Below are 8,677 nucleotides of genomic sequence, written 5' to 3'. Positions count from 1 at the left end.
GGACGCAGCCTTGCCTCTGGCTTGCTGACAGCCCACTATACGCCATCTTCTGCAAAACAGGGACAATGCAATGCGCTATCTGCACACGATGGTTCGCGTCAAGAATCTGGACGAGGCCTTGAAGTTCTACTGCACGGTGTTCGGCTTGACGGAAATCCGCCGCTACGAGAACGAAAAGGGCCGGTTCACGCTGGTTTTCCTCGCGGCTCCAAGCGACCTGGACCGCGCACGCGGCGAACTTTCGCCCTGCCTCGAGCTCACCTACAACTGGGATACGGAAGACTATACCGGCGGGCGCAACTTCGGCCACCTCGCCTATGAGGTCGACGACATCTACGGCTTCTGCCAGCACCTGATGGACAATGGCGTGACCATCAACCGGCCGCCGCGCGACGGCCACATGGCGTTCGTGCGTTCGCCCGACGGCATTTCGATCGAGATCCTGCAAAAAGGCGAGAACCGCCCGCCGCAGGAGCCATGGGCTTCGATGGGCAATACCGGCGCGTGGTAAGCTCCGCGCAATTCTGACTGACGAAGATGGTTTCATGCGGCCGGCAATCCCGGCTGGCATGGCCGAGCCGTCGATCAGCAACAGCTATGAATGATCTGGGCCCGGTTGATCCGGGCCTTTGCATGTCGGAAACATGCGGGCTCAAGGTTAGCGCCGGTTTACAAATCGCGTATCGTTGAGTATTTTTTCGCGCGAAACGTTGATGCCGGGTCCTATCCGCGATGTCTCGTGGCGGCGACCCCCTTTTGTACTTGGCCTGATCTTTTCCGTGGCGATCTTCCGGATCGGCGCGCGAAGTGTGCTTTTGTTTGTTCTGGGCGATGTTTCGGAACTGAAACTTAATGCATGACAAGGCGAAGACCTCGCCCGTCGTGCACGGAGAGCGGGGATAAGACGTTGCAACATCTGCACAAGAAGGGGACCGTGCTCGCGGCAGTCGCGCGCGCGGCAGCTCTATCCGTATCGCTGCTGGCGCTGAGCGGCTGCATGTCGGCAGTTGCGGAAAACGATGCGGCAACGGCGCTGAAGGCAGAGGGACAGACGGAGCAAGCGGCCGCGGCTGCGCAGGAGGGTATCGTCCAGGATGGGCAGGCGGTTGCGCTCGGCAGCGACCCACAAGCGCAGGGCGCTGGCAATCCCACGGCCCAAGATACGGGGCAAGGGCAACCCCTGACAATGCAGACAACCGGCCTTCGAGCCGCATCATCGAGCATCTACGGCCAGGCGCCTGCCGCACAGATGGCAACCACCAACGAGCCGCAGACGACGACGGGGACGGTCCCGCTTCCGGCAGGCCAGCCGGCGATGAACGCGACCTCCAACAGCCTCTTCAGCGGCAAGCAGCAACAGCCTCTGCCGTTAGCGACACCGCAAGTTGCGACACCGCAACAGGGCGCGTCGAACATGGCGACCGGCGCGACACCCGACACGGCCGTCTCCGCCTACGCGCCGTCTACCGACCAACAGAACGCCCTTCCCGTAGCGGTTCCCGTGCCACTGAGTGCCGAGGCGGCTGCAAGCGGCCAGGCATCGTCTGCGCCGCAGGTTGTAGCCAACGCCGAAATCGCGCCGGGAGAAGCGGAATTGGCGGCCGCGCAGCAGCCGGAATCCGAAAACAAGCAGGTCAACGGTGACAAGGAAGCGCCGAAAACCTGGACGCTGGCGGCGCTCTTTGCGGGAAAACGCAAGGAAAAACCGCAACAGGAAGCGCTTCGCGCCGCGCAACCAGCGGAAAAGAAGACGATTACCACGAGCAATGCCAGTCAACCGCAAACCGCCTCCCTCGCCTACACCCTCCCTGGCGTCAAACTGAATTCGCTCTACAACTACGAGCACGAGGAGCACCTTGGCGGCGAGGACGACGCACCCGTTCAGGTCGCCTCCCTTTCGGGCCTGGCGCGACTGGCGCCGAGCGGCCTCATCATGCAGACTGAGAAGGTCGAGGCAGGCTGCTTCAAGCCGGAACTGATGCAGATGCTGAAGACGGTGGAAACGCACTACGGCAAGCAAGTGATGGTGACTTCGGGCCTGCGCCCGATCAAGGTCAACCGTGCCAAGCAGTCGCTGCATACGCGCTGCGAGGCGGCCGACATCCAGGTCGAGGGCGTCAGCAAATGGGATCTGGCCGAATTCCTGCGCAGCGTCCCCGGCCGTGGCGGCGTCGGCACCTATTGCCACACGGAATCCGTACATATCGACATTGGCGCCCAGCGCGATTGGAACTGGCGCTGCCGGCGCAGCAAGGGCTGAACCAAGACATTGTTTCTACGGCCGATTCACGAAATTTCCCGACCGTTTTCCGCCCTGTGGATTTTTTACAGAAATATGAAAATTGCCGCTTGCGGTTCTCAAATCCTCTGGCTATAAGGCGGCCACACAGCGAGTGCGCCCTTCGTCTATCGGTTAGGACACCAGATTTTCATTCTGGGAAGAGGGGTTCGACTCCCCTAGGGCGTGCCACTGTGTTGATCTTTCTTCCCCCAAAAATCGCTATCTTGCTCATCTGAAACAGCGCCTTACTGTCTTGAGCACGCCTTCAATTCCGGCCTGCGGCGTGCCGGATTTTTCTCGCTGTTTTTAACAGGAAAAGCACAAAAATCATGAGATTGGCGCTTGCGATATCCAGAGTCGCTGGCTATAAGGCGCCCACACAGCGCGTGCGCCCTTCGTCTATCGGTTAGGACACCAGATTTTCATTCTGGGAAGAGGGGTTCGACTCCCCTAGGGCGTGCCACTGTGTTGAACCTCCCCCTAAAAATCAATCGATTTTCGGCTTCAAGAACAGCGTTTTACCGCTTGTTTCGACTTGCAATTCCCCGTCCTCCGGCGATGAAAATTTCCTGTCAGTTTGAACAGGAAAATCACAAAAAACCTGAGATTGGCGCTTGCGGTATTCAGAGTCGCTGGCTATAAGGCGCCCACACAGCGAGTGCGCCCTTCGTCTATCGGTTAGGACACCAGATTTTCATTCTGGGAAGAGGGGTTCGACTCCCCTAGGGCGTGCCACTGTGTTGAATTCCTCCCCTGCATTCACGAGTTTATGACGCAACGTCAGCGCACGCGCGGCTTTTGCCGATGACGCTCCGGCATTCATTTGCCAGAATCCATGCTGGTGGTTTTATGTCGTCGTTTGTGCTGAAAAGGCATAATATCCGCAGGTGAAACTCTCGCAGTCGCTGACGACTGCATTGCAAGTCATCGGCGGGAAGCATGGGCGCCCATCGTCTAGCGGTCAGGACGCCGCCCTCTCACGGCGGCAACACGGGTTCGATTCCCGTTGGGCGTGCCAATTGTCGTTGACGTCGGCCGCTCGCAACGGCGTCTGTCGCCAGTTCCTGATTCCGACCCTACGCGCTGTCGGCCTCCCTGTTTCTACCGCATCGATCGGCAGCCCGGATTCGCTTGTCCATTTTGCGGACTGGTTCCCTCACCTTACTGAATCGTTTGAGTTTTCATGATCCAAATCTCCAACCTGAAGAGCTGCCCGCATTGGACAGACACAGTGCCGACCGCGCCTGGAATGCGTGGTGGACGGCCACTGACGTGTCCTTGGCAGAGTATCGCGCTCACCTCGATCCGATGATTGAGGGACACGGCATCCCGTTTGCCCTCGTGGCGCACAGCCCGGGCCTTTATCTCGGGTCGGTTTTTGTCATCGAGAACGACCTCGACGAACGCCCGCAATATGCTCCGTGGATTACAGCACTTTGGGTCGAGGCGGAGGCGCGTCGGCAAGGGATTGCCGCCACACTGTTGGCAGCAGCCCGACAGGAGGCTTCCGCATTGGGGCACGAGACCTGCTACCTCTGCGCCAGTCCTGAAAACTCGCCGTACTATCTCGCGCGTGGCTTCGAACAAATCGAGGGCGACGTTTCCGGACTGAACCTGTTCTCGATCGGTTCGGCGGGTGGCTCCGGCGTTCGATAGATCGCGGCATCAGACACGGCGATCTGCAACTTCGAAAGCGGCGTGATGGCAGTTCGTCAAAGCGCCTTCGCCGCATCCGTAACGCGCAGTTGCACACGCCGCTGGCCCTGCCACAGATCGGCCGAGACCGATCCTGCCACGTGGATTGACGTCCCCCTGCTCGAGAGAAGAAAATCGCCAAGCGGCGTCTCGGTGGCTCTGAAGGCAATACCGTCGAGCCGGCTGCCATCCTGGCCTTCCAGCGTCACCTTGATGTGGTTGGCGCCCACCTGCCGGCTGTCGCGTAGCCGGTGCTGCGGGAAGGCGAAGACGGGTTGCGGGTGTGCGGAGCCATAGGGACCGGCCTGCTCCAGGAGATCGATGAGCTCCAGCGTCGCCCCGGAGGCGGCAAGCGCGCCGTCGACCTTGAGCGTCTGGATGGCGACGAGTTCGCGCACCGCCGTCTCCGCGCGCTCCTCGAAGAACTGCCTGAGCTTGCCGAGTTTCGCGCGCTCGACGGTCAGGCCTGCCGCCATGGCATGGCCGCCACCCTTGACCAGCAGGCCACCCTCGACAGCGCCGCGAACCATCTTGCCCATGTCGAAGCCGTTGATCGAGCGGCCGGAGCCGGTGCCCTTGCCGTTCGGGTCAAAGGCGATCGCAAAGGTCGGGCGGCGGAACTTCTCCTTGATGCGCGCAGCAAGCAACCCGACGATGCCCGGGTGCCAGTTTTCGCGCGCGGTGACGATCACCGAGGCGCCCTCGCCTGTTCCGTACTCTGCGAGAACCTCGGCCTCGGCTTCCGCCAGCATCGCGGCTTCCATCGCTTGCCGATCGCGGTTGAGTTCGTCCAGCTGAGCTGCGATCTTCTCCCCCTCGGTGCTGTCGTCCATCGCCAGCAGCCGGCTGCCGAGTGCGGCATCGCCGATGCGACCACCGGCGTTGATGCGAGGGCCGACCAGAAAGCCGAGATGATAGGGCGTGACCGGGCCGCCGATCGCCGCTTTGCGCAACAGGGCCGAGAGCCCGACATTGCCCATGTGCCGCGCTGCGATCAGGCCCTTGACGACATAGGCGCGGTTGAGCCCCTTCAGCGGCACGACGTCGCAGATGGTCGCAAGCGCCACCAGATCGAGCTGCGCCAGGAGATCGAAAGACGATACGCGGGCATCGCCGGCACCGCGCAGTACGCGCAACGTGTTGACGAGAACCAGATAGACCACGCCGGCTGCACAGAGATGTCCCTGGCCGGAAAGGTCGTCCTCGCGGTTGGGATTGACGAGTGCGTGACAGGCCGGCAGCGACGCTCCGACCTGGTGGTGGTCGATGACGACAACATCGATGCCCCGTTTCGCCGCGACATCGAGCGACTCGTGGCTCGTCGAACCGCAGTCGACCGTGACGATCAGCTCGGCGCCTCTGTCGATCAATTGCTCGATTGCCGTCGGGTTCGGCCCATAGCCCTCGAAGATACGATCCGGAATGTAGATTTCCGCCTCGATGCCGAAATGACGAAGGAACCGCGCCATCAGCGCGGAGGATGCGGCGCCATCGACGTCATAGTCGCCGAAGACGACGACCCTCTCGCGCCGCCTGATCGCCATGGCCAGGCGATCTGCGGCCTTGCGGCAATCGGTGAGCTTGTCCGGATCGGGCATGAGCGAGCGCAGCGTCGGATCAAGAAAGCTGGCCGCATCGTCGAGCACGACGCCGCGGCCGGCAAGCACGCGTCCGAGGAGATCGGAATAGCCGTGGACCTGGCTGATGGCGAGCGCGCGGTTCTGGCCCGCCTGATCAAGCCGCGAGACCCAGCGCTGGCCGCTGATCGATTGCTCGACGCCGAGAAAGGCCCGCTGTACCGGATCCACCAATTCTTCCATGCTCGCCCATCCGCCTGCACCTAACCGTTCTTAGCGCATAACGTCGAAAATCGTGACGGATTTTGGAACGGTGTGCACAGGGATCCTCCGTTTCCAAGGGTTTTCCCGGTCTCGGTCGCATGAAACACCCCTGAAACGCAAAACCCCGCCGGCACTGATGTGCGGGCGGGGCTTCAAAACGCGATCGGTGGTCGGGTTGCGCCTTACCGTATGGAGACGCGCAACGGCGCGCCGTCAGCTCGCCTTCGGGCGTTCGATGCGGATGACTTGCGGTTCGCCGACAAGATAGCCCTCGTGCTTGATCGCCTTGATGGCATCGCGAACGGAGTGCTCGGAGGTCGCGTGCGTCACCAGGATGATCGTCTGCGGCTCGCCGCTCTCCATCAGGTGCTTGGAGTGCTGCATGATCGATTCCAGCGAGATGCCGTTGTCGGCCATGCGGGTCGCGATGCTTGCAAAGACACCGGTGCGGTCGACCACCTTCAGGCGGATGAAGTAGCCGCCCTCGTGGCTCTGAATCTGCGCGCGCTTGTAGGGAAGCAGTGCATTGGTCGGACGGCCGAAGGCCGGAACATGCTGGGCGCCCGGGCGGCTTTTCGCAATGTCGGCGATATCGCCAAGAACGGCCGACGCCGTCGCGTTGCCGCCGGCACCGGGGCCGACCATCAGCAGTTCGCCGAGAATGTCGGATTCGATCGCAACCGCATTGGTCACGCCGTCGACCTGGGCGATGACGGAATCGTAAGGGACCATCGTCGGGTGGACACGTTGCTCGATACCGCTTTCAGTACGCTGGGCGACGCCGAGGAGCTTGATGCGATAACCGAGATCGGCGGCCGCATGGATATCGTCGATCGAGATATTCGTGATGCCTTCGAGATAGATGTCGTCGGCCGCGATTGCGGTGCCGAAGGCAAGGCTGGTCAGGATCGACAGCTTATGGGCTGTGTCGTTGCCTTCGATGTCGAAGGCCGGATCGGCCTCGGCGTAACCGAGACGCTGAGCTTCCTTGAGGCAGGCTTCGAAGGACAGTTGTTCCTTCTCCATCTTCGTCAGGATGTAGTTGCACGTGCCGTTCATGATCCCGTAGACGCGCGAGATCGTGTTACCGGTCATGGATTCGCGCAGCGCCTTGATGACCGGAATGCCACCGGCAACGGCTGCTTCGTAGTTCAGAAGCGCGCCCTTCTCCTCGGCAATCTTGGCAAGCTCGATGCCGTGCGCTGCAAGCAGCGCCTTGTTGGCAGTCACCACATGAATGCCGCGCTCAAGCGCCGCCTTGACGGCCGAATAGGCCGGGTCGCCGGAGCCGCCCATCAATTCGACAAAGACGTCAATATCGGCGTTGCGCGCAAGCGAGACGGCATCATCGAACCAGGCCACGCTGGAGAGGTCCACGCCCCGGTCCCGGTTGCGGTCGCGCGCGGTTACGGCTGTGGTCTCGATCGCCCGTCCGCACGTTGTCGCAAGCATCTCGTGACGATCCTGGAGGATCCGCACGAGCGAGGCACCAACGGTACCCAAGCCCGCAATGCCGATTTTGAGGGCATCTGCCATAGCCATTTCCTAACATGTAGAGGGCAAGCCGCGAGAACCGTGGCGCCGTTGTGGAAGGAGGCGCGCAATCAAGCACGCCTCCCGTCTTAATTACCTGTGCGCGTTGAGCGAGATGACGTTGTGCATCGTCTCGTCGGCGGTCGACAGGAATTTCTTGATGTTGCGTGCCGCCTGGCGGATGCGGTGCTCGTTTTCGACGAGGGCCAGACGAACATAGTCGTCGCCCTGTTCGCCGAAGCCGATGCCCGGAGCAACCGCGACGTCCGCCTTTTCGACGAGCAGCTTGGAGAACTCGAGCGAGCCCAGATGACGGAACTTCTCGGGGATCTTCGCCCAGGCAAACATCGTCGCTGCCGGCGGCGGCACTTCGAAGCCGGCCTTGCCGAAGCTGTCGACCATGACGTCGCGGCGGCGCTTGTAGATGTTGCGCACCTCGGCAATGTCGCTGCCGTCACCGTTCAGTGCCTGGGTCGCAGCCACCTGGATCGGCGTGAACGCACCGTAGTCGAGGTAGGACTTAACGCGGGTCAGCGCCGCGATCAGCCGCTCGTTGCCGACGGCAAAGCCCATGCGCCAGCCCGGCATCGAGAAGGTCTTCGACATCGAGGTAAACTCGACCGTGCAGTCGATCGCGCCTGGAACTTCCAGGACCGACGGCGGCGGCGCGTCGTTGAAGTAGATTTCCGAATAGGCAAGATCCGACAGCACGATGATGTCGTGCTTCTTCGCAAAGGCGATCACGTCCTTGTAGAAGTCGAGGGTAGCCACCTGCGCCGTCGGGTTCGACGGATAGTTGAGGATCAGCGCCAAGGGCTTCGGGATCGAATGGCGAACGGCGCGCTCCAGCGGCCCGAAGAAGGTTTCGTCCGGCTCGACCGAGATCGAGCGGATGACGCCGCCGGCCATCAGGAAGCCGAACGCATGGATCGGATAGGTGGGGTTCGGGCAAAGGATCACGTCGCCAGGTGCGGTGATCGCCTGCGCCATGTTGGCGAAGCCTTCCTTGGAGCCAAGGGTGGCGACGACCTGCGTATCCGGGTTCAACTTGACGCCGAAGCGACGGGCGTAGTAGGCGGCCTGGGCACGACGCAGCCCGGGAATGCCCTTCGACGACGAATAACGATGCGTGCGCGGGTCCTGAACGGCCTCGCAGAGCTTGTCGACAATCGACTGTGGTGTGGGTAGATCCGGATTGCCCATGCCGAGGTCGATGATGTCAGCACCGGCCGCTCGCGCGCTTGCTTTCAAACGGTTGACCTGTTCGAAAACATAGGGCGGCAAACGCCGGACTTTGTGAAACTCTTCCATCTCCAAACCTCGTTTG

General features: G+C 61.6%; 6 protein-coding genes and 4 tRNA genes. 7 read left to right on the top strand and 3 right to left on the bottom strand.

The features are described from left to right. The first annotated feature begins 70 nt into the window (after positions 1-70). From VGO04_RS09240 to VGO04_RS09210, 7 genes are all read left to right on the top strand, one after another. Positions 71-511: a VOC family protein gene (locus VGO04_RS09240; protein ID WP_327495645.1), complete on the top strand. Its 441-nt coding sequence runs from the start codon at positions 71-73 to the stop codon at positions 509-511. A gap of 396 nt (positions 512-907) precedes the next feature. Continuing rightward, entirely contained in the window at positions 908-2,260 is a 1,353-nt protein-coding gene (locus VGO04_RS09235) for a D-Ala-D-Ala carboxypeptidase family metallohydrolase (protein ID WP_327495644.1), read from the top strand. A gap of 135 nt (positions 2,261-2,395) precedes the next feature. Beyond that, positions 2,396-2,470, top strand: a tRNA-Glu gene (locus tag VGO04_RS09230). A gap of 199 nt (positions 2,471-2,669) precedes the next feature. Next, positions 2,670-2,744: transfer RNA gene (locus VGO04_RS09225), tRNA-Glu, on the top strand. Positions 2,745-2,941: 197 nt separating this feature from the next. Further along, positions 2,942-3,016 (top strand) — tRNA-Glu (locus VGO04_RS09220). A gap of 208 nt (positions 3,017-3,224) precedes the next feature. Then, positions 3,225-3,299: transfer RNA gene (locus VGO04_RS09215), tRNA-Glu, on the top strand. A 200-nt stretch (positions 3,300-3,499) separates the two neighbouring features. Beyond that, positions 3,500-3,937 carry a GNAT family N-acetyltransferase gene (locus VGO04_RS09210; RefSeq protein ID WP_327495643.1) on the top strand — a complete coding sequence of 146 codons (438 nt, stop codon included), beginning with the start codon at positions 3,500-3,502 and terminating at the stop codon, positions 3,935-3,937. Positions 3,938-3,993: 56 nt separating this feature from the next. Here VGO04_RS09210 and recJ read toward each other — a convergent pair whose 3' ends face one another. The 3 genes from recJ to VGO04_RS09195 form a co-directional block, all read right to left on the bottom strand. Continuing rightward, a complete protein-coding gene (recJ, locus tag VGO04_RS09205; protein WP_327495642.1) occupies positions 3,994-5,796 on the bottom strand; it encodes a single-stranded-DNA-specific exonuclease RecJ in 1,803 nt (600 codons plus the stop codon). Between the two features lie 234 nt (positions 5,797-6,030). Beyond that, the gene (locus VGO04_RS09200) at positions 6,031-7,353 is read right to left on the bottom strand and encodes a homoserine dehydrogenase (RefSeq protein WP_327495641.1); all 1,323 of its coding nucleotides are present in this window, start codon (positions 7,351-7,353) and stop codon (positions 6,031-6,033) included. A gap of 90 nt (positions 7,354-7,443) precedes the next feature. After that, positions 7,444-8,667 carry an LL-diaminopimelate aminotransferase gene (locus VGO04_RS09195; RefSeq protein ID WP_414650525.1) on the bottom strand — a complete coding sequence of 408 codons (1,224 nt, stop codon included), beginning with the start codon at positions 8,665-8,667 and terminating at the stop codon, positions 7,444-7,446. Positions 8,668-8,677 lie beyond the last annotated feature (10 nt).

The organism is Ensifer sp. (genome assembly GCF_035999185.1).
Classification (GTDB): Bacteria; Pseudomonadota; Alphaproteobacteria; order Rhizobiales; family Rhizobiaceae; genus Ensifer.
Note: the sequence above shows the minus strand (reverse complement) of the source record. Positions and strands in the feature narration are given on the sequence as shown.

What these genes read in the sequence shown, in the direction of transcription:
- recJ (WP_327495642.1), bottom strand. Translation starts at nt 5,796, where the DNA reads ATGGAAGAATTGGTGGATCCGGTACAGCGGGCCTTTCTCGGCGTCGAG.
- VGO04_RS09200 (WP_327495641.1), bottom strand. Translation starts at nt 7,353, where the DNA reads ATGGCAGATGCCCTCAAAATCGGCATTGCGGGCTTGGGTACCGTTGGT.
- VGO04_RS09240 (WP_327495645.1), top strand. Translation starts at nt 71, where the DNA reads ATGCGCTATCTGCACACGATGGTTCGCGTCAAGAATCTGGACGAGGCC.